This window comes from Thioclava sp. NS-SX20 (assembly GCF_057380695.1).
The window spans coordinates 142,793-165,092 of record NZ_JBXXRY010000003.1 but is presented as its reverse complement, the minus strand read 5'-3'; the positions used below and the strand labels follow the sequence as shown (position 1 = coordinate 165,092).

General features: G+C 62.7%; 18 protein-coding genes. 11 read left to right on the top strand and 7 right to left on the bottom strand.

Features of this window, described 5'->3' with window-relative positions; genetic code table 11:
- Both AC2ISB_RS16455 and AC2ISB_RS16450 read left to right on the top strand, forming a co-directional pair.
- Positions 1 to 234: an acyl carrier protein gene (locus tag AC2ISB_RS16455; RefSeq protein ID WP_330647101.1), complete on the top strand. Its 234-nt coding sequence runs from the start codon at positions 1 to 3 to the stop codon at positions 232 to 234.
- Positions 231 to 4,250, top strand: a complete 4,020-nt coding sequence (locus AC2ISB_RS16450) for an amino acid adenylation domain-containing protein (RefSeq protein WP_486577253.1) — start codon at positions 231 to 233, stop codon at positions 4,248 to 4,250. The genes AC2ISB_RS16455 and AC2ISB_RS16450 overlap by 4 nt, the downstream gene beginning before the upstream one ends.
- 57 nt (positions 4,251 to 4,307) lie before the next feature.
- Here AC2ISB_RS16450 and AC2ISB_RS16445 read toward each other — a convergent pair whose 3' ends face one another.
- The 6 genes from AC2ISB_RS16445 to AC2ISB_RS16420 form a co-directional block, all read right to left on the bottom strand.
- The gene (locus AC2ISB_RS16445) at positions 4,308 to 5,978 is read right to left on the bottom strand and encodes a BCCT family transporter (protein ID WP_486577252.1); all 1,671 of its coding nucleotides are present in this window, start codon (positions 5,976 to 5,978) and stop codon (positions 4,308 to 4,310) included.
- Positions 5,979 to 6,041: 63 nt separating this feature from the next.
- Positions 6,042 to 7,508 carry an aldehyde dehydrogenase gene (locus tag AC2ISB_RS16440; protein ID WP_486577251.1) on the bottom strand — a complete coding sequence of 489 codons (1,467 nt, stop codon included), beginning with the start codon at positions 7,506 to 7,508 and terminating at the stop codon, positions 6,042 to 6,044.
- Positions 7,483 to 8,556: an LLM class flavin-dependent oxidoreductase gene (locus tag AC2ISB_RS16435; protein ID WP_486577249.1), complete on the bottom strand. Its 1,074-nt coding sequence runs from the start codon at positions 8,554 to 8,556 to the stop codon at positions 7,483 to 7,485. The genes AC2ISB_RS16440 and AC2ISB_RS16435 overlap by 26 nt, the downstream gene beginning before the upstream one ends.
- Positions 8,557 to 8,560: 4 nt before the next feature.
- On the bottom strand, positions 8,561 to 9,487 hold the full coding sequence (locus AC2ISB_RS16430) for a flavin reductase family protein (protein WP_339109610.1): 927 nt from the start codon (positions 9,485 to 9,487) through the stop codon (positions 8,561 to 8,563).
- A complete protein-coding gene (locus AC2ISB_RS16425) occupies positions 9,484 to 10,293 on the bottom strand; it encodes an alpha/beta fold hydrolase (RefSeq protein WP_486577248.1) in 810 nt (269 codons plus the stop codon). The genes AC2ISB_RS16430 and AC2ISB_RS16425 overlap by 4 nt, the downstream gene beginning before the upstream one ends.
- Positions 10,268 to 10,870 (bottom strand): amino acid synthesis family protein, encoded by a 603-nt coding sequence (locus AC2ISB_RS16420; protein ID WP_330647108.1) that lies wholly within the window; start codon positions 10,868 to 10,870, stop codon positions 10,268 to 10,270. The genes AC2ISB_RS16425 and AC2ISB_RS16420 overlap by 26 nt, the downstream gene beginning before the upstream one ends.
- Before the next feature lie 107 nt (positions 10,871 to 10,977).
- On the opposite strand from AC2ISB_RS16420, the gene AC2ISB_RS16415 reads away from it, so the two are divergent.
- From AC2ISB_RS16415 to AC2ISB_RS16395, 5 genes are all read left to right on the top strand, one after another.
- Positions 10,978 to 11,661, top strand: coding sequence for a GntR family transcriptional regulator (locus tag AC2ISB_RS16415; protein ID WP_339109607.1), 684 nt, complete (start codon positions 10,978 to 10,980; stop codon positions 11,659 to 11,661).
- Between the two features lie 11 nt (positions 11,662 to 11,672).
- Positions 11,673 to 11,960, top strand: a complete 288-nt coding sequence (locus AC2ISB_RS16410; protein WP_339109606.1) for a DUF1330 domain-containing protein — start codon at positions 11,673 to 11,675, stop codon at positions 11,958 to 11,960.
- Between the two features lie 526 nt (positions 11,961 to 12,486).
- Positions 12,487 to 12,921: an aminotransferase class I/II-fold pyridoxal phosphate-dependent enzyme gene (locus AC2ISB_RS16405; RefSeq protein WP_486577247.1), complete on the top strand. Its 435-nt coding sequence runs from the start codon at positions 12,487 to 12,489 to the stop codon at positions 12,919 to 12,921.
- Positions 12,922 to 12,932: 11 nt separating this feature from the next.
- Positions 12,933 to 13,247: a hypothetical protein gene (locus tag AC2ISB_RS16400; RefSeq protein WP_486577246.1), complete on the top strand. Its 315-nt coding sequence runs from the start codon at positions 12,933 to 12,935 to the stop codon at positions 13,245 to 13,247.
- A gap of 6 nt (positions 13,248 to 13,253) precedes the next feature.
- Positions 13,254 to 13,700 carry a restriction endonuclease gene (locus AC2ISB_RS16395; protein ID WP_486577245.1) on the top strand — a complete coding sequence of 149 codons (447 nt, stop codon included), beginning with the start codon at positions 13,254 to 13,256 and terminating at the stop codon, positions 13,698 to 13,700.
- 377 nt (positions 13,701 to 14,077) lie between these two features.
- Here AC2ISB_RS16395 and AC2ISB_RS16390 read toward each other — a convergent pair whose 3' ends face one another.
- Positions 14,078 to 14,689, bottom strand: a complete 612-nt coding sequence (locus tag AC2ISB_RS16390; protein ID WP_330647120.1) for an acyl-homoserine-lactone synthase — start codon at positions 14,687 to 14,689, stop codon at positions 14,078 to 14,080.
- A 310-nt stretch (positions 14,690 to 14,999) separates the two neighbouring features.
- On the opposite strand from AC2ISB_RS16390, the gene AC2ISB_RS16385 reads away from it, so the two are divergent.
- The 4 genes from AC2ISB_RS16385 to pigD are packed head-to-tail and all read left to right on the top strand — an operon-like array spanning position 15,000 to position 22,300.
- Entirely contained in the window at positions 15,000 to 15,437 is a 438-nt protein-coding gene (locus AC2ISB_RS16385) for a DUF6041 domain-containing protein (RefSeq protein WP_339109605.1), read from the top strand.
- 3 nt (positions 15,438 to 15,440) lie between these two features.
- On the top strand, positions 15,441 to 17,111 hold the full coding sequence (locus AC2ISB_RS16380; protein WP_486577243.1) for a protoporphyrinogen/coproporphyrinogen oxidase: 1,671 nt from the start codon (positions 15,441 to 15,443) through the stop codon (positions 17,109 to 17,111).
- The gene (gene pigC, locus AC2ISB_RS16375) at positions 17,092 to 19,791 is read left to right on the top strand and encodes a prodigiosin ligase PigC (RefSeq protein WP_486577242.1); all 2,700 of its coding nucleotides are present in this window, start codon (positions 17,092 to 17,094) and stop codon (positions 19,789 to 19,791) included. The genes AC2ISB_RS16380 and pigC overlap by 20 nt, the downstream gene beginning before the upstream one ends.
- A 40-nt stretch (positions 19,792 to 19,831) precedes the next feature.
- Positions 19,832 to 22,300, top strand: coding sequence for a prodigiosin MAP biosynthesis protein PigD (pigD, locus tag AC2ISB_RS16370; protein WP_486577241.1), 2,469 nt, complete (start codon positions 19,832 to 19,834; stop codon positions 22,298 to 22,300).

The following is a 22,300-nucleotide window of genomic DNA, read 5'->3' as shown; positions in this document are numbered from 1 at the left end:
ATGCGCGACACCCTGACCTTTGCCCAAATGCTGGATGATCTGGCCGGTGTTCTGGATCTGCCGGCCAACGAGATCGACCCCGAGGGCCATCTGGGCGATCTCGGGCTTGATTCCATCGCCCTGATGCGGCTGCTTCTGCTCTGGCAGGAAACCCAGCCCGATCTGCCCGTCGAGCGGCTGTATGAATGCGAGACCCTGAACGAGTTCTGGGCCATCGTCGAGGCGGCGCCATGAAAGACCATCTGTCGCAGGATAGCGGTGTCCAGCTCTGGTCGCCGCTGACAGAGGCGCAGGAGGGGATCTGGTATGCGCAAGCGCGTATGCCGCATAACCCCGCCTTCATGACAGGGCAGGCGCTGCATCTGCACGGGCCGCTGGATCGCGCCCAGCTTGAGGCGGCGCTGGCCGAACTGGGGCAGGAGGCGCACTGCCTGTCGCTGCGGTTCCGGCAGGTCGCGGGACAACCCGAGCAATCGCTGGATCCGGCCTTTGCGCCACGCCTGCAGCACATCACCTTCGACACGCCCCCCTCCGAAGCGGACCTCCGGACGCGCCTTCTGGCCGAGGCCCGCCGCCCGCTGGATCTGGCACACGATCCGCTGGCAAGTTTCACCCTCTGGCAGATCGCCCCCCAGCACCACATCCTGACCGAGCGCATCCACCATCTGGCCGCCGATGGCCGCGCGATGGTGGAGATCACCCAGCGTCTGGCGCAGCTTTACAACGCCCGTATCACAGGGCAGCCCGCAGGCACGCCGCTGCCGCCACTTGCACGCGCCTTCGAGGAAGATGCGCGCTTCCGCGCCTCCCCCGCCCGCGCGAGCCAGCACCGGTTCTGGCAGGAGAAAATCCGCCTTCTGCCCGAGGTCGAAGACATCGCCGCCCGTGGCGGGCAGGGCGACGGCACATGGTTCCACCGCCACGAACTGCCGCTTTCCGCCGAGCTTTGTGCCGATCTGGCGCAGCTCGCGCATATTGCGGGGGTGCATTGGACCGATGTTCTGGTCGGGCTGGCCGGCGCATGGCTGGGGCGCCATCTGCCCTTGGTCTCACGCGGGGAAAGCGACGAGGTGGTGATCGGTCTGCCATTGCAGAACCGTATGGGCAAGCTGGCCCGCGTGCCCTCGACACAGGTCAATGTCCTGCCGCTTGCCCTGCGCGTGCAGGAAGACGCACCGCTGGGGGACTGGCTGCAGGAGGTGGGCCGGTCTCTGGCGGAAATGCGCCGCAACCCCCGTTATCGCGGCGAATTGCTGGCCCGTGAGGCAGGGCGCATCGGGGCAGGGCGCAGGCTCTGGGGGCCGCTGATCAATATCCTGCCCTTCGAGGCCTGCCCGACATTCTCCGGTTGCACAAGCCAGCTACAGATCCTGTCGGCGGGCTCGGTCGAGGACCTGACCATCTGCTATCGTGGCACGCCCGAAACAGGGCTTTTGCTGCAGATCGATGCCAATGATGCCCGCTACAGCGCCGAAGAGACCGAAACGATGACACGGCGTCTGGGCTGTTTTCTGGCCCGTGCCGCCCTTGCGCCGCAGTTGCGCCTTGTCCCGACCCTGACCGCAGAGGAAACGCAGGCCCATCTGGTCGCGCGCAACCAAACCGCCCATCCCCTGCCCGAGACCACGCTTTGGGACCTCATCGCCACGCAGATCGCCCGAAGCCCCGACGCCTGCGCGCTGCGCTTCGGTGATCAGGCGGTGAGCTATCGCCAGCTTGATGCCCGCACCGAGGCTCTGGCGCAGCATCTGGCCGCTCTCGGGGCCGGACCGGGCCAGATCATCGCCGTGGCCCTGCCGCGCTCGGTCGAACTGGTCGTGGCATTGCTGGCGGTGATCCGCGCGGGGGCGGCCTATGTACCGCTCGACCCCGAGGACCAAAGCGCGCGCAGCGCCGGTATTCTGGCACAGGTCGCGCCTCTGGCGGTGATCGCGCAGGACGGCTACCCCTGCGGCGACTGTCCACAGATCGACTGGCCACAGATCGACTGGTCACAAGTCGATTGGCAGCACGTCTCTCCGACCACGACAGGCGGCCCCGGCAAAGGCACCACACCGCGCCCTGCCGGCCCCGACGATCTGGCCTATGTGCTGTTCACCTCTGGCTCGACCGGCGCACCGAAAGGTGTGATGATCGAGCACCGTGCCATCGTGAACCGCCTGCTATGGATGCGCGAGACCTATGGTTTCGGACCCGCAGACCGGATCCTGCAGAAAACTCCCGCAACCTTCGATGTCTCGGTCTGGGAGTTTTTCCTGCCCTTCCTCTGCGGGGCCAGCCTTGTGGTCGCCCCGCCCGGCGCGCATCGCGATCCTGTGGCGCTGGCGGGGATCATCCGCCGCGAAAAGATCACCACCCTGCATTTCGTGCCCTCCATGCTGGAGCTGTTTCTGGCGGCCCCTGCCTCTGAAGGGCTGACAATCGCGCGGGTCTTTGCCAGCGGCGAGGCGCTGCCCACACGTCTGGCCCGCCTGTTCGCACAGCGTATCTCGGGGGCGCTGCACAATCTGTATGGCCCGACAGAAGCGGCTGTGGATGTCACCTATGCACCGGCAGATCCGGCACAAAACGGCCCGCAGATCCCGATCGGTCATCCGGTCTGGAACACCGGCTGCTATGTGCTTGACCATTGTCAGCGCCCCGTGCCCGACGGGCTGGCAGGGCGGCTCTATCTGGCGGGGGGGCAGCTTGCCCGTGGCTATCTGGGCCGCCCCGATCTGACCAAAGAGCGTTTCGTGCCCAACCCGTTCCCCGCCGCACCGTTTTCACCGAAAACCGCGACCGGAACGGCGATCATGTATGATACCGGCGATCTGGTCACCGCCGATGCGCAGGGCAGCCTGACCTTTGCCGGTCGGGTCGACCATCAGATCAAGATCCGTGGGGTGCGCATCGAACCCGCCGAAATCGAGGCCCGCATGGCGCAGGCGCCCTGTCTGAAACAGGTGGCGATGATCGTCGATCAGGATGCAACGGGGCAGGCGCGCCTGCTGGCCTATGTGGTCCCGCGCGAGGATGCCTCGGCGGCCGATATCCGCAAGGCCTTCGAGACGGCGCTGCCTGCCATGATGCAACCGGCCCATATCCTGACCTTGCCCGCGCTGCCGCTGAACAGCAGTGGCAAGCTGGACCGCAAGGCCCTTCCCGCACCGCAGACGACGGCAGGCGAGACCAAGGCACTGCCCCGCGCAGGCACCGAAACCCTGCTCTCGCGGCTGTATGCGGAAATTCTGGGGCTGCCCGAGCCGGTCGACCGCAAAACGGATTTCTTCCTTGCGGGCGGGGAGTCGCTCAGGGCGGTCCGGCTGTCTTTGCGCATCGAAGAGGAAACCGGTCGCGATCCGGGGCTGGGGGTGTTGCTCGAGCATCCGGTTCTGGCCGATCTGGCAGAGGTGCTGGATCAGGGCGCAAACCGGAGCGCCGCGCCGCAAGATCACGGCACGAAACCTGTCTTGCGCTTGCAAAAGGGCGCGCCAACGGGGCCTGTCATTTTTGCCATCCACCCTGCGGGCGGTCTGGCATGGTGTTATCGCAGGCTGGCGCAAAGCCTGCCCGAAGCCACGGTCTACGGGCTGCAATCGCCGCTATTGGAACACGGCGGCCCGCTGCAAGGCGATCTGAACGCGCTGGCCCGCAGCTATCTTGACGAAATCGCCGCTTTGTGGCCGCGCGAGGGCAAGGTCTATCTGCTGGGCTGGTCTTTGGGCGGCATCATTGCGCATGCGATGGCCGCCGAAGCCGAGAGACGGGGGTGGCCGCTGGCACGGCTGGTGCTGATGGATGCCTATCCCTCGGCCTGCTGGCGCGATCAGCCCGAACCCGATGACGGTACCGCCCTGCGGGCCATTCTGGCCATTGCGGGCTTCGACCCCGAAGCGCACCGGCATCTGGAAACGGTCGCCGAGGTCACCGGCTTCCTTGCCGCCCGTCAGCACCCGCTGGCCCAGCTTCCCGCCGCCATTCTGGCGGGGGTGATGCGCTCGGTGCGGGCGACCAACCGCTTGGTGCGCGACCATCACGAACCGCAGGTCCATTGCCCGACGCTGCATCTGGCGGCGCTACGGGACCAGATCGGGCAGGGGGGCGCGCAGGGGCAGGGGGGCGATCCGCAAGGCCATCATGCCGGATTGTGGGACAGCTATTGCCAGACGCTGGAGCGGATGGAGTTCGACTGTCACCATCCCGATATGATCGGGCCGGAGGTGGTCGAGGCGCTGGCTGGAACCCTGCGTCTCCCCAGCCCGAAATAAGGTCACCGGCAGCGCGGGAGGGTCCGCGCTGCCGGTCTGTTTCCGGCCGATCTCCGGTCAGGCCTTCAGGTCGGCATTATAGACCGTCCCATCCGGTGCCTCCCCCTGCGGCGCGGGCAGGGCGCTCGGGTCCTGATGCAACGAACGCAGCAACCCGAATGCCATCAACAGCACCAGCACCGAGATCGGCAGGGCTGCGGCAATCGCGGCTGTCTGCAACGCCGAAAGGCCGCCTGCCGCCAGAAGGGCCGCCGCAACCACGCCCTGCGCCGCGCCCCAGATGATCCGGTGGCGGGTCGGCGGATGCGGATTGCCCATCGACAGGATTGTGGTCACCACAAGCGTGCCGCTATCGGCGCTGGTAATGAACCATGTCGCCAGCAGGAAGGTCGCCAGCGCCGAAACGCCCCATGCCAAGGGGCCATTGCCCGCAAGACCGTCAATCGTGGCGTAAAGCGTGCCGCCGAGATTCCAGTTGTTGACCATCTCCAGAAGGCCCGCCGTTCCCACCCCATTCGGTGCGGTCAGCTCTTGATAGAGCGCGTTGCCTCCGAAGATCACGATCCAGAGAAACGCGATAAAGGTCGGCACCAGCATCGCGCCACACATGAACTGACGGATCGTGCGGCCATAGGAGATCCGCGCGATGAACATGCCAACAAAGGGCGCCCAGCTCAGCCACCATCCCCAGTAGAAGATCGTCCAGCCGCCCTGCCATTTGACATTGCCCGGCTCGGAGGCGGTCCAGAATCCCATCGGAATGAAATGGGTGACATATTGCCCGACCGAATTCAGCAGGAAATCCGTCAGCCAGCCCGAGGGGCCGACAAGGAAGAAAAACGCCACCAGCAGCAGAGTAAGCAGGATATTCCACTCCGACAGGATCCGCACGCCGCGACCAAGGCCGGACACCGCGCTCAGCGTGGCCACCGCCGAGATCAGCAGCACCAGCGTGATCTGCATGCCGGTTCCGGTCGAGGTGCCAAACAGCACGTTCAGCCCCTGCACCATCTGGGTGGCCCCCAACCCCAGCGAGGTGGCGATGCCGAAGACGGTGCCAAACACCGCCAGCAGGTCCACCGCATGGCCCAAAGGCCCGTAGATCCGCTGGCCCAGCAACGGATAGAGCGCCGAGCGGAAGGTCAGCGGCAGCTTCTTACGATAGGCAAAATAGCCAAGCGCCAGACCGGTCAGCGTGTAGATCGCCCAGCCATGCAGCCCCCAGTGGAAATTGGTCACGCGGACTGCATCAAGCGCACGCTCCAGCGTCATGGCGTGATGGCCCTCGGCCTCGGCAAAGGGATTGTTGGGATAGCCCCAAGCGGCGGTATTGTCGAAATAGAACAACGGCTCGGCCACACCGAAGAACATGATCCCGATCGAGACGGAGGCCGAGAACAGCATCGCGAACCACGAGAAATTGCCGAATTCGGGGCGGCTGTCATCATCGCCCAGCCGGATCGCGCCGAAGCGCGAACACATGATATACAGGGCAACGGCCAGAATCGCGAGGATCGTGGCGATATAATACCACCGCAGCACGCTTTCGACCCATGCACGGATCGCTCCGAACACATCCGTCGCCATATTCAGATTGAGGATCGTGAACAGCACGAAGACGGCCACCATAACCTTGGCCGCGACACTCATTCCATTATGCAATCCGCGCATGGGACCGCGTTCCGCGACGCGAGGCGGCGCGGGGATCTTGTCTGGCTGTTGCGCCATTGTCATTCTCCCTGTTGCAACAGGCGCGGCACTGGTCTGCGCCACGCCCAGCCTTTCAACGCCTCAGCGCATGATGAAAGGATCGGGGATCGGATCATCGCTGGTCCGAAGCCACACAGTCTTGACGGTGGTGTAATCCAGCGCCGCCGCCAGACCACCCTCGCGCCCGTGGCCCGAAAGCCCGTGCCCGCCGAAAGGTGCCATAGGCGAGACCGCGCGATAGGTATTGACCCAGACGATCCCCGCACGGATCTGCCGGATCATCCGGTGTGCCCGTGTCAGATTCCGGGTAAATACCCCCGAGGCCAGCCCGAAGGCCGTGTCATTGGCCAGCGCGATGGCCTCTTCCTCGGTGTCAAAGCCCACGACCGACAGCACGGGGCCGAAGAATTCGCGGGTCACACACTCGGCGTCGCGCGCCGCCGAGCAATCCAATATGGTGGGCGGGAAATAATAGCCCGCGCCCTCGGGGGCCTTACCACCCGTCACCAGCTTGGCCCCCTGTTCCAGCGAACGGGCGATCAGCGCTTGGGCCGTGTCGCGCTGGCGTTTGGTGCAGAGCGGGCCGATCTCGGTCGCCATATCATCGGGCGTACCGATCACGCAGGCTTCGGCCTTGGCCTTGAGCCTTTCCAGAAACGCCTCTTTGACCGAATTCTGCACCAAAAGCCGCGAGCCTGCGACACAGCTTTGCCCCGTGGCCGCGAAAATCCCCGAGACCTGCGCATTGGCGGCGCTGTCCAGATCGGCGTCGTCAAAGACGATAAAGGGCGATTTCCCGCCCAGTTCCAGCGAGGTCGAGGCAAGGTTTTCCGCCGAGTTCCGCACGATATGCCGCGCGGTTTCCGGCCCGCCGGTAAAGGCCACATGGGCGACCTTGGGGTGGCTGGTCAGAACCGACCCGCAGTCTGCGCCAAAGCCCGTCAGGATGTTCAGAACACCCTTGGGGAAGCCCGCCTGATCGAAGATCCGCGCGAATTCCAGCATCGGCGCCGGACCCTCTTCCGAGGCTTTCAGCACCATCGTGCAGCCCGCCGCCAAAGCAGGGCCGATCTTCACCGCCGACAGGAACAGCTGCGAGTTCCAAGGCACCACAGCCGCCACCACACCGATAGGCTCACGGCGCAGCCAGACCTCCATATCGGGCTTGTCGATGGGCAGATGCGCGCCCTCGATCTTATCGGCCAGACCGGCGTAATAACGGTAATATTCAGCGACATAGGCGATCTGGGCGCGGGTCTCGCGGAGGATCTTGCCGGTGTCGCGGGTTTCAAGTTCGGCCAGCACCTGCGCGTTTTCCGCGATCAGATCGGCCAGCCGCAGCAGTAGCTTGCCGCGTGCGCTTGCGGTCATGCCCGCCCATTCGGGCGCCAGAAAGGCGCGATGGGCGGCTTCGACCGCGCGGTTGACATCATCGGCCTTGGCCTCAGGCATCAAAGCCCAAGGCTGGCCCGTAGACGGATCAAGGCTTTCGAATTGCGCGCTGGCGTCTTCGAACTGGCCGTTAATGTATTGCTGAAAGCTCCGCATCGGCCCCCTCCTTCTGGAAGGCGGGCATCACCTCGTTGATGAACCGCAACAGCGAGGCCTTTTTCCGCTCGAAGCTCTGGCTGGAATCGATCCAGAAGGAATATTCGTCATAGCCCTGCGCCTCGTAGTGGCGGAGGCGCTGGATGACTTGATCGGGGGTGCCGATGACCAGATCGCGCTCCATCGCCTCGGGGGTATAGAAGGGATGGGCTGCGATTTCTTCCTCATTTAGCGGTTTGATCAGCCCTTGGGTGATCTCGCGCTTATTCATGAACCATGCGCCGAAGTAATTGTAGAAGCGGTTGAATTCTTTCGCCGCCTGTTTCGCATCTGCCGCATCCTCGGCGACATAGCTATGCATCAACAGCATGATCTTGGGGCGCGGCACCTGCGGATTTTTGGCGCAGGCCTCGTTGAACGTGTCGATCAGATGCTGGACCTCTTCCTCGCCCTTCCACAAAGGCGCGACCTGCACGTTGCAGCCATTGGCCACGGCGAATTCATGGCTATTGGGGTCGCGGGCGGCCACCCAGATCGGCGGGCCGTTTTCCTGCAAAGGCAGCGGTGCCGAGGTGGTTTTGGGGAATTGGAAGAATTCGCCCTCATGCGCGTAATCGCCCTTCCACAGCGCCTTGACCGCAGGGATCAGTTCGCGCAAGCGCTGGCCCGCGCCCCAAGCATCCAAACCCGGCATCATCCGGTCATATTCAAATGTATAGGCGCCGCGGGCAATGCCCAGATCCAGCCGACCCTCTGTGATGATATCGGCCATCGCGGCCTCGCCTGCCAGCCGGATCGGATGCCAGAAGGGTGCAATCACCGTGCCGGTGCCAAGGCGCACGGTCTTCGTATGGCGCGCCACATCCACAAGGCTGAGCAGCGGGTTGGGCGCGATGGTGAAATTCATCCCGTGATGTTCGCCCGTCCAGATGGCATGCATGCCGCCCTCATCGGCAATCTTACACAGTTCGATGAATTCGTCGTAAAGCTGTTTCTGGTTATCTTCGGAAGAGATGCGCTCCATATGCGCGAAAAGCGAGAATTTCATACCGTTAGCTCCCGGCAAAGACCCCGCGGACCTCGCCGCTGGTCTGATTTCCGTAATAGACCCCGAAGCTGCCGATGCGGGCTTCCTCGACGAAGCGCTTGAGCATCTGGCAGGTGGCTGGATCGGCAAGATCCATCAATGTCGACGGGACGAGTTCGGTAAAGGCGCCAAGCGCGGGCGCCTCTCCTTCGGCATCACAGTGAAAGGTAATATGCTGGCACGATCTGGCGGTATCTTCATAGACCGCATAGAGAAATCCCGGCTGGGCGTTGAGCCCCGTGGCGGCAAGCAGTCGCGCCAGCGCCGCCGAGACCCCTTCCGCCCCGACCTTGACTTCCGGCAGGGTCAGACCGCCCTCCCGGTCATTGACCAGCAGAACACGCTCGCCCTGCCGGATCAGCGCCGAGACCCTGACCTCGACCCCAGCCTCGATCCTGTCGAGCGCCTTGGTCTCCACCTGCGGGCGCACATAGGCCCCACGGGCATAGCCCAGTCCGGAGGCGGGGCTTGTGTCAAACGCCTCGACACGGCCAAGCAAGATCACATGGTCGCCCGCCTCGATGATCTGGTGCAGCGCGCAATCAAACCATGCAGAGACATCACCGATCACGGGCGCTCCATGCGGCCCGGGCCACCAATGCAGATCGCGGAAGCGGTCCTCGGAGGGTCTGGCAAAGGTGTTGGAAATATCCTTCTGGTCTTCGGCAAGGATATTCACCGCAAAACCCCGCCCTTGGGTAAAGGCCTGATAATTGCGCGAGCTATTGGCCAGACAGACCAGCAGAAGCGGCGGGTCCAGCGACACCGAGGTAAAAGAATTTGCCGTAAACCCCAAAGGATTGCCGGTGCCGTCATGGGTCGTGACCACGGTCACACCGGTCATGAAGGCGCCAAATGCGTCGCGTAGGGCGCGTGGATCGATTGCGGTCATGGTACGACCTCCCCGAGAACCGGTGTTGCAAGCCATTCCTCCAGCGCGGCATTCACCCGCGCAGGGTCCGTCAGATTGACCATATGGCGCTGGCCTTCGATGGTCAGCGCGTGCCCATAGGGCGCGGCCTTGGCCATGGCTTCGGCCATTGCAGGGGTCGAATTGGGGTCGCCCGATCCGGTCAGGGCCAGCAGCGGGCAGCGGATCTGGCCGAACCTGTCGGCATAGAGACTGTCGCCTTCGGCAAAGGCCCGATAGGCGGTGGCATAGCCTCTGGGATCAACCGCACGCAGCCAATCCGCCACCTGCGCCCGCACCGCCTGTTCTTCCGGAGCATCCGAAAACCAGCGCGCAAGCGGTGTGGTCAGATCGAAGACACCCTTGGCAATGAGGGCGGCACGGGCAATCACCGCCTCGCGAGCCGCCACGTCACGGCGGAAGACCCCGTTCAGAAGCGCGACCCGCGCCACCTGATCGGGATGCTCGACCGCCATGCCACCACAGACCAGCGCCCCCATCGAATGGCCCGCCAGATTGACCGGCCCCAGATCCAGCGCCTTGAGCACCTGATGCAGCCAGTCCACAAAATCAGGCAGGCGGGCGGCGTCGGGCAGGGGGGAAGACCGCCCATGACCGGGCATATCAAGCGCAATCACCCGATAGCGCCCCGCCAAGGCGTCAACCTGCGGACCCCAAGCGGCGGAGTTCATCCCGACGCCGTGGATCAGCACCAATGGCGCGCCTGTCCCTGCCTCTGTAACCCCGAGCGTCCCCAGACGCTCAGACAGATGCAGGGTTGTCGACATCGCCACCCATCTCCTTCAGATCCTGATAGCGGTCACCAATGCGGTGATGCGGACGGCCACCGATCGAGGCCCCCAGCGCGATGACGATCTCGTCTGCGGCGGGGGCATCGGCCACCGACAGCTGCATGGTCAGATAATGGCTGCGACGGCCGCCATCATTCTTGTCCATCAGCGGGATATAAAGGGGGGCATTGGCCGGACCGCGCGTATTGCAGAAGGCCAGATAGGATTTCGCACCGACCGCTTCGCGGTAGTGGTTGCCAAAGCGCAGCGTATGGATCAGCGCCGAGGCATGTTCGACCTCGCCATTCAGGCCGACGATGGCCGATTTGCCATAGCCCTCGACCCTGTCGCCGCCACCTGCGGCCTCAAGGATCATCTTGGTCAGTAGGGCCCCGAGACCCGGTGCGCAATCAAGGATTTCAGGGCGGAGGTCTTCAACAAAACCCTTTCCTGCCCAAGGGTTACGGATAACCGCAATGGCCGCGATCATGCGCAAGGGGGTCTCGGCCACCTTTCCGCCCTCGATCAGCGTGTCTTCGATATGCAGCAATGTCTTGCGAATCTCAGCAGGCATTGAACGCTCCCAGTTGGATATTTTTTAGTATTATGGACTCATGGGATACCGTAATACAATCTTACAATCAAGCTTGTCGTTGCGCCGTGGCTCTGTTACGAAGGGGCATGACAAATCTTGGCCTGAATAAGATCGACCAACAGCCTGTCACCCTGCGCGAAGTGGTGCTGGACCGGCTGCGTGACGCGATCATCAATGACGTGTTCAAACCGGGAGACCGGCTGATAGAGCGCGTGCTGTGCGAACAGCTTGGCGTCAGCCGGACGGTGGTGCGCGAGAGCCTGCGCTATCTCGATGCGGAAGGACTGGTCGAGCATGTGCCCAATCGTGGCCCGATCGTCGCGCGGATGACATGGGATGATGCCCGCCAGATCTATGACATCCGTCGCAAGCTGGAAACCGACGCCGCCGAGGCCTGCGCGCGCAATATGACACCGGCGCAGGAACGCCGCCTGCGGCAGGCACTGGCGGAGCTGGAATCTGCCGCGCTCCAGAAGGAAAGCTCGGCCCTGTTCAAAGCCACCACACGATTTTACGAGGTGATCTTTGAAGGCGCAGGGCACACGATTGCATGGGAAGTGGTCAGCCGCCTCAACAGCCGTATCTCGCGACTGCGGATCATGACGCTCACCAGCGACGACCGCGCGACATCCGGTCCAAGCCATATGCGCAAAATCTGCGAGGCCATCGCCGCCCATGATCCACAGGCCGCGCGACGCGCCGTGGAAGAGCATGTCACCGATGCATCGGCCATCGCCCAGAAACTGCTAGCCCAAACATCCGGCACTTGAGGAGAAACCGCATGGCCAAAGCCTATTGGATCGCCCGCGTCACCGTCACAGACCCCGAAGCCTATACCGGCTATCAGGATCTGGCACCGGCGGCGTTCCGGAAATATGGCGCGGTGTTTCTGGCACGGGGTGGCCACACCCACAGCGTGGAAGGCCCCGAATGGGAACGCCATGTGGTGATCGAATTCGCGGATATGGCCACGGCGCGCGCCTGTTATGACTCGCCCGAATACCGCGCGGCCCGCGCCGCGCGTGCAGGTGCCTGCCATGCCGAGATCTTCCTGACAGAAGGTCTCTAGGCGGAAGTTCGTGCGCCCACGCACGGTTTAGGTGAATTGGTTTACATAATGCCGATTAATCGCCATATCTTGTGTAGCGGCATAGCTAAAATGCCCCTTATGAACAATTCAGGAATGCCACGGTGTTGATGATGTAACCGCCCCCCCGACGGCATTTATGAACGAAGGTGGGATCGCGATAATCCATATTGGAAAACGGTCGTGTCTGGGATTATCACGGTCGGACTGGATCTGGCGAAGTATGTGTTTCAAATTCATCGGCCCGATATCGCTGACAAAGAGATCTCTCGCAACAAGCTCCGGCGAGGTCCTGATCCTAGAGTTCTTTGCCAAGCTTTCACCCTGCCTTGTGGTAATGGAGGCCTGTTCAGGCGCTCATTCTTGGGGCCGCAAGCTTACGAGGCTTGGAAAAGAGGTCAGGTTCATTATGGCACGGCGCTACTGACCGAACAGCTCGAGAAACGCCTCGCGATCCGTCCGGGCGATGGCCGGCTCCCGCCGGACTGGCTCGAGGACAGACAGCCAGTTGCGCGCAAGCCTCCCGCAGGTCAGGATCTCGACGAGCGACAGCTATAATTACAATACCGCTCAGGGTTTTCTGCCGCTGCGCCAGCGCATCGCCACCACGCTCGCCGAACGCGCCATCCCCCGCCGCCCCGAGCAGATCCTGATGACCCATGGTGCCAATCACGCGCTCGATCTGGTCATCCGTCGCCATGTCAGGCGCGGCGATGCGGTGCTGGTCGATGATCCGGGCTATTATCCGCTTTTGCCAAGCTCAAGCTCGCCGGTGCCCGCATCATCGGCGTGCCGCGCGACGCCGATGGCCCCGCCCCACTCTGGCCTTCGCGCAGACACAGGCCAGAGTGGGGCGGGGCTTTTCTTCACCCAGTCGCTCCTGCATAACCCCACAGGCAGCTCGATCTCGCTGCCAATGCTTTCGCCATCCTGCATCACATGACGGCTACGAGGATGACCATCATCGATGACAACCCGCGGGCCGATCTCATCGCGCAGGACCAGCCGCGTCTGGCGGCACTTAACGGACTGAAGTCGGTCCTCCATGTGGGGAGCTTCTCTAAAACGCTCGCGGGGAGTTTCCGCTGCGGCTATATCGCGGGCCCGCCCGATTGCATTGCCGAGCTGACCGTGCTTCTGGTCATCACCAGCGTCTCGACCTCGACCCATAACGAGCGCATCCTGCAGGCGCTGATCGAGCGCGGGCTCGACCCGACGCTACGGGATGTGACATGGCAAGGGCGTTTTCCAAGAGATAAATTCAGCTAAGCAGCTTTGCACGAAATTGGCTCTCTCCTGACGCTGTTCAGAGTGAAGAGGCATGCTTCAGAGTTCCTCTTAAAGGTGCAGCTGGGGAGTACGCCAGTCATCACTGATGAAGCTGAAGACGAAGTTACCGATAATGACACCGCCACCGCTTCTGCAGCCATACAGGCCGAGGCCAGTACCAGTGACTTTGCCATCAAACGGCTAATGAGTGATCTCTCAGGGCACCAATTTGAGGAGTTTATAGCCCGTCTTTTAGAATGCATGGGTTACACCACACGCGTGCCCCCGAAGTCGGGCGACGGAGGGGGCGACGTGATCGCGCATATGGATCTTTTGGGCTTTCAGCCGCCCATCGTAAAGGTTCAATGCAAGCGCACAACCAGCCAGCCCTCCACCCTGATGTTGACCGACTTCTTGCCACCTTGGGGGACGGAGAATATGGCCTTTTCGTAAATTTTGGTTCCTATACCAATGGGGCGGTCGAGTAGGAACGCAACAGGGCCAAGCTACGACTGATTGGCGGAGATCAATTGGTCGAACTGGTTATGGAAAATTATGAAAACTTGTCGCCCCGCTATCGGGCAATTACACCATTGAAGCGGATTTTTGTTCCCTATCTTCAGCCGGATTGAGCGATCACTCGTCTCCGAGTGAAAATGCGAGCAGTAAATGCTGGAGATTGAAAATTCCGCCAAAAAGACCGGTATTTGGAGGCAAGCTTTGCTCGTCGCTTGGGAACGACCCTTATTACAAGAGGTTTAACCGCAACACAGTCACGCACACTTCTGCCGACACTAAAGAATTCGCATTATGGCACTTTGTGATGCCTGTCAGGCGTTGTGGTGCAGCAGCGTTGCCGGATAATCCGGACGCAGGACCGGCATGTGCGGCATCTGCGCTTGCGCAATATTCACGCGCCCCAATCGGGTCGGCACCCCGTCGAATTTCCGCGCATCACCGATATAATCCACGTCATATCCGGCGCGACGGATCAGCCTTTCGAAAATGAATTGCGGCATGACCATCAGGAAATGGTCCAGATCACGGTTCTGGCCGAATTCATAGATTGTCCGGAAAAGCGAGCTGATCGCATCCTTACGCTGTGCGGCATTCAACTCGGCAGAACAGCCAAACCTTGTCGCTTCCCAGATCTTCGGGGATTTCGGACAGGCCGGTCCGGGCCATTCCGGCCAGAGCGTCTCGATCATATAGGGCGAGGTTGTCGGCACCAGACGCGACAGGGCGCAAACATGGTCATCCTCGTCCAGCGCCACCACATAATGGGCGGCAGGTGTGTCGAAGCTGTCAAATTCCAGATCCCCGTCCTCCGGCAGATCCCATTCGAGACGTTCCACGAAAATGCGACGGCGGAGCTGGAAATGCTCCAGCCAATAGCGGTGGAATTTCCCCAAATTCAAAGCATTGATCACAACGGTACGCATTCGGTCGGCTCCAGTTTGACACGAGGGTTCAGTCCGAGGTCGTCGCGCCGCAAAAGCCGAAAAGTGCTTATAACCTGACATGATACAACTTTAGGTCACTACGTCACTTCGCAGAGCTTGCGCCACCGGAAGTCGATATCGAAATATCTCATCCATAATTTTTATTAGTTATCCGTGATTTAATGATAAATAACCAATTTTGGTGGTTTTGTTAACCAAAACTTTACGCCTTCATGGCGCAGAAATCGCCGCCGGACGACTCAGCTTAAGGTTGATCTTTGGCGACGTAGTGGTAACGGTTGAGGACGTTATGGGGCAGAAAAAACCGCGTGATCTTGTCGATTATGCCCGCTGGATCTCTGGCGGATTATGCCTGGCCGCTGGCATCGCCAAAGCCTTTCCGCAGGTCGAGGATGTTGCCGCCACGCTCGAACTGATGGCCGCCGCCAATGCCGCCAACCTGCTCGGGCCGCTCAGCGCCTTTATCGTCGCACATGTCGCGCTGGTGACAACCCTTGTGGGGCTGGCCCTCGGGTTGACGGGGCTGGCTTTCCTGACCAACCGCTATCTGGTCGTGGCCTGCCTGATCCAGCTCGTCCTGTTCAGCTGTTTCGTGACATTTCTTTTTAGTGCCATTCCCGCCATCCTACTGGTCGATGCGCCCTTCTTTGCGGTCACGCTCTTGGTGCTGTGGCGGGCGCTTGCGGCCCCCCGTGCCCACTCCCACCCCTCGCTTATCAAGGAATAGACCGTGGACCGGCGCATATTTCCAGACACAGCCCCGCGGGTCCTGCCCCTTGTCGATCCGGGGCTTCCCCATATTGCCGTGGTCGGCGCGGGCCTTTCGGGGCTGCGGGCCGCCTACGAGCTGATCAAGGCGGGCGCGCGGGTGACCCTTTACGAGGCCGCCTCGAGCCCCGGCGGCAATGCCTGGCTGGAAACGCATGGCCATCTGGAATTCCCGACGGCGGGCTCGTGCTTTCGCTTTCCGGCACCGGGTTCGGATACGGACACCCTGCTGCGGGAGATCGGGCTGCGCGACAGCTGTCACTCGACGACGCGCTCCATGCAGGTGCTGTTCCGCACCTCGGCTTTGGTCCGCAGCCTGCCGACAATCACTCTGGCCTGCCTCAAGCATCCCAGATCGCTTCTGGACCCGAAGCTCTGGGGGCTGACCGCCAAGCTCTGCCTTGCCAGCCTGACGAACCAGCCGCTGGTCAAGGCGGACAAGTCACTCGGGGATCCGATCTTCCATGATCTCTATACTTTTCTGGACCGCCTCGCGCCGGACGGGGGCAGCTACCCTGCCCTGCCCTGGACGGAAAGCTGCGGTATCTCGCGCGAGGATATGGAACGGCTCGACCGTCTGAGCATAGAGCAGTTCCTGTTCGATCCCGCCGCGCGGCAGGCGCTGCCCCGACATCTGCAACCGCCCGCAAAGATCGGTGCGCTTGCCCGCACGGTCATCACCACGACACTGGCGGTCGAGGGGCTGTTGCTGAGCAACTGTTCGGCCTATGTCGGCCTGCATTTCCTTGTAGGCTATCTGCGCGGCGACCTGTTCAGCTGTCGTGGCGGAAACGGCGCCGTGGCCCGCCGTCTGCTGGAGCATCTGTCGCAGACCCAGCGCTTCACCCTGCATCTGGAGGCCGCCGTGTCGGAGGTCTCGCAGAACGAGCGCCGCTATAGCCTCTGCGTCAACGAAGGCGGTCAGGACCGCATCTTCGCCTTCGACGGCGTCGTGGTGGCCACGCCCAAGGATGTCGCGATGCAGATCGTGCAGGGGTTGCCGGTCGGCCAGCTTTCGGCCATGCGCGAGATCGAATATTCGGATTACGCTATCGTCAATGCCGAGCTGTCCCAGCCGATCTGGACCGAGACCTTCGGCGGTTATTTCATTGGCGACACGGCCCCGCGCGCCCAACCCGGCAGCTATTGTCAGGCGGGGGGCATCGTGAATGCCAGCTGGTCGGCCTTCGGGGCGCAGACCGAGCGCGGCGGCCTGACCTTCCTGAAACCCGTGCCGCAGCGCGCCGATCAGGGACGGCTGGCCAATGACCCGCCCGCACAGCTACGGCAGGCCGCCGAGGCCGAGGTCCGGCGGGCGCTGCGGGCCATCGGCGTTGAAGAGACCCTGCTGGAGATGGTCTGGCTGCATCGCTGGCCACGCGGGCTTGTGTCCCCCCGCCCCGGTCAGGTGGCACGCGATCTGTTCAAACAGGCCAGCCAGCCTCTGGGCGCGATCACATTCGCCAATCAGGACAGCGTCGGGGTCGGCGCATTGGAATCCGCGATGGAGGCCGGACATCAGGCCGCCCAGTATCTGATCACCCATCTTGCCATCCCCCCCCAACGCGCCGAGCGCGCTGGCTCTACCCGCGTATACAAGGAGACACCGCAAGATGTTTATACACCAGCTTGACGGACGGGCCCCCGATCAGCGCAGCCTGCTTGGCGGCAAAGCCCTGTCACTGAACAAGATGGTGGCCGAGAGTCTGCCGGTGCCAGAGGCCTTCTGTATCACGACCGAGGCCTTCACGCATTTTCTGCAAGCCAACCGGCTTGATCCGCAAGATCCCGAGATTGCGGGCAAGGTCACATCCGCGGCCCTTCCTGCCGATCTGGAGGCCGATCTCCGCGCGGCCTATGCGCGTTGGGGCGACCGGCCGGTGGCGGTCCGCTCGTCTGCCGCCGCCGAGGATTCCGCGCAAAGCTCCTATGCGGGGCAGTTTCTGACCTGCCTGAACCTGCGCGGCGCCGACGCGGTCATCGCCGCCATGCGCGCCTGCTGGGCGTCCTATTTCAACGGCGCGGCACAAAGCTATGCCAAACAGCGCGCCGAAGACAGCAGCGCGCCGCTGATTGCGGTTGTCGTGCAGCATATGGTGGATGCCGATATTGCGGGTGTGCTGTTCACGCAGGACCCGATGGCCAATAACGCCCAGACCATGCGGATCGAAGCCGCATGGGGCGTGGGCGAGGGGCTGGTCTCCAGTCAGGTCAGCACCGACAGTTATATCGTGGCCCGCGACAGCCTGACACTGCTCTCGCATACCATCCGCGCCAAGACCATGAGCACCCTGCCCCAGCGCAGTGGCGGCATCGCCCTTGTCGAGACGCCCGCCCACAAGATTGACAGCCCGACCCTGTCGGAAGACACCGCCTGCAGACTGGCGGGGCTGGCCGACCGGCTTATGCGCTCTGCCGCCTATGCGGGGCTGGATCTCGATATCGAATGGGCCATACAGGGGGACACGCTCTGGATCCTGCAGGCCCGCCCGATCACCACACTGGCACAGGACCAGAACACGAAGGTCTATGCCGATAGCGACGAGACCGACCCCGAGCGCCGTGAAAACGCGCTGTTCTCGCGGATGGATACCGGCGAGATCGTGACCGGCCTGATGTCGCCGCTGGGCCTGTCCTTCTGCCGCTTCTACCAGAACCATATCCACGGGCCGGCGGTCAAAACGATGGGCCTGCGCAAGCTTCTCGAACCGCATACCTTCATGGGGTATGTGCGCGGCCATGTCTATCTGAACATCTCCGCCTCGGCCTTCATGCTCACGCAATGCCCGCCGACCCGCGACATGCGTAAATTCACCCAGCGCTACGCCACCGACGATGTGGATCTGCGCGCCCATACCAACCCCTATGGCGTGCCGCCCAAGGGGCTGGAATATCTGCGGGCGGTCGGGCATTGGGCCCGCCAGCAGGTGCATAACCTGCGCACGGCCGACAAAACCGCCCAGGCGATGGTCCAACAGCGCAAGGCCCGCACCGCCGCCTCTCTGGCGCTGGACCTGCCACAGATGAGCCTGCCCGAACTGAATGCCGAACTGGAGCGTATCGATATCGCCTTCCGCGCGGCCTGCGCGGCCTATATGCCCTTTTTCCTGCAGAGCTTCGCGCTTTATGATGCGCTGGCCGAGACCTGCCAGAAACTGTTCAAAACGCAGGGCAAGGGGCTGGAAAACCGGATCAAGGCCTCGCTCAACAATCTGCGCACCATCGAGGTCACACGCGGCATCGCGGCCCTTACGGAAACCGTGCGCGCTCAGCCCGCCCTTGCCGACCTGATCCGCCGCACCCCCAGCGCCGATCTGGGCAGGGCGCTGGACAGCACCGCCGAGGGCCGCGCCTTTCTGACCGGCGCGTTCAAGACGTTCATGGAGGAATTCGGCTCGCGCGGGCGGCAGGAATTCGAGCTGACCCTGCCCCGCTGGGCCGATGATCCCTGTTATATCTTCGATGTGATCCGGCTCTATCTGGAAAACCCCGTGGATGTCGATGCCATCATGGCCCAGAGCGAGACCCTGCGCGGGGCCGATACCGAGGCGCTGATGGCCAGCCTGTCGCGCAAGGACCGGATGAAGCTGCGCTTCATTATCAAGACCTATGCGAAAATGGCCGATCTGCGCGAGACGGTGCGCCCTGCCTTCATTTGCGAGACATGGTTCTATCGCCGGATCATCGTCGAGGTTCTGGGTCGGCTGGAACGGCAGAATATCCTCAAACAGTCCGATTTGCCCTATATCGACTTTGCCCTGTTCCGCGATTACGTGGCAGGCCGCAAAACCGCGCAGGAGGCCTTCCCTCCGGCGCTGATCATGGCCAACCGCCGCGAGAACCTGATCAACCTGCGCTCGGAAGAGCCGCCGATGGCCCTGCTGGGCGGCTATGTCCCGCAACCCGCCGAAAGCGTGAAAATCGCGGAAGATGGGCAGCTGAACGGCATGGGCGCAAGCCCCGGCATCACCGTGGGCACCGCCCGCGTGATCACCGATCTGCCGCATCAGGCGCAAAGCTTCAAGAAGGGCGAGATTCTGGTGGCCCGCTTTACCGATGCCTCATGGACGCCGCTGTTCACGCTGGCCAGCGGCGTGATCACCGATATCGGTTCGGCGCTGTCGCATAGCTCGATCGTGGCGCGCGAATTCGGCATTCCGGCCGTGGTCAATACCCGCACGGCCACAGCCCAGATCCGCACCGGCGATATCGTCGAGATCGATGGCGACCGTGGCATCATCTCGGTCGAACGCCAGAGCGCCGCCAGCCCCCTCCAGCCCCCCGTCGATCTCCCCCTGACCGTTCCGGCCTGACAGGTCCAGCAGACATCCCTTCGACCCTAAGGAAGATATTATGGATATTTGCGTCAGCGTCATAGTTGTCACGCGCAATGCAGACCTGTTCCATGCCGGTGCCTCGGTGATTTCCGACCTGCGCGACACATTGTTCGACGAGGTCACGCTGGACAGTGACTGGAGCGTGCTGGACCACGCCATGCCCGAGGCCGGACCGCATTACCAGACGGCGCGGACCCGCGCGATCCGCGCCCTTGCGGGGCATCAGAACCGGCTTTCGCTGAATGTCGTGCATGCCCAAAGCCTGTCGGGCGCGCTCGACAGGCTTCAGGCCTGTGACCGGCGCGATAACGTGCATCACATCGGCATGGCCTATATCGATTATTCCGACCCCTATCACGCAGGGCGTTCGACCGCCGAGATCGAGAATGATCTGAACTGGTTCTATGACCGGCTGCGCGCGCGCAACCTGCAGGCGTTCCAGACGCCGACCTCGACCGCCGTGTTCCAGTCGGCGGAGATGCCGCATTACCATATCCACCCGATGAATTTCATCCGCTGCCTGCTGCCCGGTGATATGGATGTGCTGCGCGCCCATCTGCTGTCGCTATGGATGGATTTCTACGAACTGAGCCTTGCCAATCGCAAGATCCGTCCCGGTAGCCAGAAACGCCCCACCAGCCTTATGGCCTCGACGCTTGCGGCGTTTCTGGCGCAGCAGGCGGGGTCGAACTGGGTCTTGCAATATTATACCGGCTCTGTGGTCTCCAGCCTGATCACAGCGTTCGAGGATCAGGCCGCCGCGCAGAACGTGCCTGTCCTGCGCGGCCCGAACGAGCATTCTCTGGCCTGCGGGGCGATGGCCAACTGGCAGCTTTACGAAAAGCCCTCGGTCACCATCGTCACCTCGGGAATGATCGATGAATTCCGCGGCACTTTTGCCAATCTCTACGAGACCCGCGCGCGCGGTTTCCTGATCTGCGCCGAACAGAAACCGGCGCTGTGGTATGCGTTCCAATCCACCATCAACCCCGAATTCGACAGTCGCGACGTGCTGCATGCGCGCGGTGTGCCCTTTGTCTATATCAGCGAGCCGCAGGATCTGGCGCGGGGGCTGGAACAGGCGATGGCGCTTTATGCCGCAGATCGCGGACCGGTGGTCATTCTGGCCACGCAGGCCGTCATGAATATGGCCGCGCCGCCCACCCCCCGCGTTCCCTCCCCCTGCGTCCCCACCCCCTGCGTTCCCGTCCCCGCACAGGACCAGACGCAAAGCCACGCGCCGCCCGCCGCGCTGGATGATATGGTCGATCTGGTCAATGGCGATGCCGAAGGCCTGCTTTTACAGCCCGGCGCATTGCCGCCCCGCTGCCGCCAGCTTGTGACCGAGCTGGCCGAGGCAAGCGGCATCGCGCTGGTCGACAGCATCCTGCATCCGGGCATGGTGGCCAGCCATCACAACGGGCGTCCCAACCCCAACTATCTCGGCACGCTTGGTGTTTATGGCTTTTCCGATCCGGTCTACCGCTATCTGTATCGCGGCGGCCGGATTGCCCCGCGCGAGACGCAGGCGCTGATTTTCATGGAGGACAAGATCTCGCAGGCGGCCACGCCTTTCGGTGAAAGCAAGCTGCGCCAGCAGTTCCAGATCGCGCAGATCGTCCGCCGCAGCGACCACCTCGCCCCCTTTGCCGATCTGGCGATCCGCCACGACCCCGAAGCCGCCCTTGCCTATCTTCTGGCGCGGCTGGATATCTCCGACGCCCTGCTGGCCCGCCGTCGTGCGGCGATCGCACTGGCCCGCGAGGGCGAGAAGGACCTGTCCAGCAGCCTGCCCGTCCTGCCGATGACACCCAATTATTTCTTCGGTCAGCTGGGCGCGCTCCTGCGCCATATGATCGAGGCCGAGGGCTACGATTTCACGGGGCTTTACGATGTGGGACGCTGCGGCATCTCGGCCATCCGCAACCTGCCCAGAACCCGCGCGGGCTTTTCGGGCTGGTACGGGAGGGCGCTGATGGGCGATGCCTATACCGCAACGGTCGCATTGGCGCAGACCGCCGCCACCGATCTGCTGGTCTTTGTCGGGGACGGGGCACGCGCTCTGGTGCCCGACATCCTGCCCAGCCTGCTGGAAAACGCCCTTGCCAACGGGGCGCGCCGCGACCTGAGCGTGACCATTTTCGTGCTGGCCAATAGCGGCCTCTCGGCCATCAATTCGTATCAGGAGCGGATCCTGTTCAACCGCACGTCCCGGCAGATGCGGGTGCTCAATCTGGGCACGCAGGACAGCCAGCAGGATATGTGCGGCTATCAGGTCGTGACCCGCGCCATCAACACATTCGACCCCGACGCCCTGCGCCATGATCTGCGCAAACGCGGGCGGATCAATCTCTTTACCGTCAATCTGGCCCATAACAACGAGGGCGACGGCATGTCTCTGGCCCATGTTTCGGGCTGGCAGCAAGACCAACTGGCGGGACGGCGCAACCGCCCGCTCCGCGCCCATACCGAAGAAAGGATCTAG

Coding starts and splice junctions, on each gene's coding strand:
- AC2ISB_RS16455 (WP_330647101.1), top strand. CDS start 1: ATGCGCGACACCCTGACCTTTGCCCAAATGCTGGATGATCTGGCCGGT.
- AC2ISB_RS16450 (WP_486577253.1), top strand. CDS start 231: ATGAAAGACCATCTGTCGCAGGATAGCGGTGTCCAGCTCTGGTCGCCG.
- AC2ISB_RS16445 (WP_486577252.1), bottom strand. CDS start 5,978: ATGGCGCAACAGCCAGACAAGATCCCCGCGCCGCCTCGCGTCGCGGAA.
- AC2ISB_RS16440 (WP_486577251.1), bottom strand. CDS start 7,508: ATGCGGAGCTTTCAGCAATACATTAACGGCCAGTTCGAAGACGCCAGC.
- AC2ISB_RS16435 (WP_486577249.1), bottom strand. CDS start 8,556: ATGAAATTCTCGCTTTTCGCGCATATGGAGCGCATCTCTTCCGAAGAT.
- AC2ISB_RS16430 (WP_339109610.1), bottom strand. CDS start 9,487: ATGACCGCAATCGATCCACGCGCCCTACGCGACGCATTTGGCGCCTTC.
- AC2ISB_RS16425 (WP_486577248.1), bottom strand. CDS start 10,293: ATGTCGACAACCCTGCATCTGTCTGAGCGTCTGGGGACGCTCGGGGTT.
- AC2ISB_RS16420 (WP_330647108.1), bottom strand. CDS start 10,870: ATGCCTGCTGAGATTCGCAAGACATTGCTGCATATCGAAGACACGCTG.
- AC2ISB_RS16415 (WP_339109607.1), top strand. CDS start 10,978: ATGACAAATCTTGGCCTGAATAAGATCGACCAACAGCCTGTCACCCTG.
- AC2ISB_RS16410 (WP_339109606.1), top strand. CDS start 11,673: ATGGCCAAAGCCTATTGGATCGCCCGCGTCACCGTCACAGACCCCGAA.
- AC2ISB_RS16400 (WP_486577246.1), top strand. CDS start 12,933: ATGACCATCATCGATGACAACCCGCGGGCCGATCTCATCGCGCAGGAC.
- AC2ISB_RS16390 (WP_330647120.1), bottom strand. CDS start 14,689: ATGCGTACCGTTGTGATCAATGCTTTGAATTTGGGGAAATTCCACCGC.
- AC2ISB_RS16385 (WP_339109605.1), top strand. CDS start 15,000: ATGGGGCAGAAAAAACCGCGTGATCTTGTCGATTATGCCCGCTGGATC.
- pigC (WP_486577242.1), top strand. CDS start 17,092: ATGTTTATACACCAGCTTGACGGACGGGCCCCCGATCAGCGCAGCCTG.
- pigD (WP_486577241.1), top strand. CDS start 19,832: ATGGATATTTGCGTCAGCGTCATAGTTGTCACGCGCAATGCAGACCTG.